Annotated in this window: 1 pseudogene; it reads left to right on the top strand. The window is 60.2% G+C overall.

Annotated features, from left to right (window positions below):
• A pseudogene (gene carB, locus VRY85_RS14875) lies at positions 1–560 on the top strand (carbamoyl phosphate synthase large subunit); the annotation flags it as partial.

Genomic DNA, 560 nt, shown 5'->3' with positions numbered 1-560 from the left:
ATCGGTGCAGGCCCCATTATTATTGGTCAGGCTTGTGAGTTCGACTATTCCGGGGCGCAGGCCTGCAAGGCGCTGAAAGCGGAAGGCTATCGCACCATTTTGGTCAATAGCAATCCGGCCACCATCATGACCGACCCGGACACGGCCGATGTCACTTACATCGAGCCGATTACCTGGGAAGTGCTTGAGCGCATTATTGAAATCGAGCGTCCCGACGCGGTGCTGCCCACCATGGGCGGCCAGACGGCGCTGAACTGCGCGCTGGACCTTGCCCGTCATGGCGTGCTGGAAAAATACGGCGTGGAAATGATTGGCGCCAATGCGGAAGCCATCGACAAGGCGGAAGACCGCCTGAAGTTCCGCAATGCCATGGACGCCATCGGCCTGGAGTCGGCGAAATCCGGCGTGGCGCACTCCATGGATGAAGCCTGGGCCGTGCAGCGCGAAATCGCTGAATATACGGGGGGTTCCGGTTTCCCCGTGGTGATTCGCCCCAGCTTTACGCTGGGCGGCACCGGGGGCGGCATCGCCTACAACAGCGAAGAATTCGAAACCATCTG

Origin of the sequence: Achromobacter sp. F4_2707, from assembly GCF_047501535.1 — a bacterium.
Taxonomy (GTDB): domain Bacteria; phylum Pseudomonadota; class Gammaproteobacteria; order Burkholderiales; family Burkholderiaceae_B; genus Yanghanlia.
This window is presented reverse-complemented; position numbering and strand designations above follow the sequence as displayed.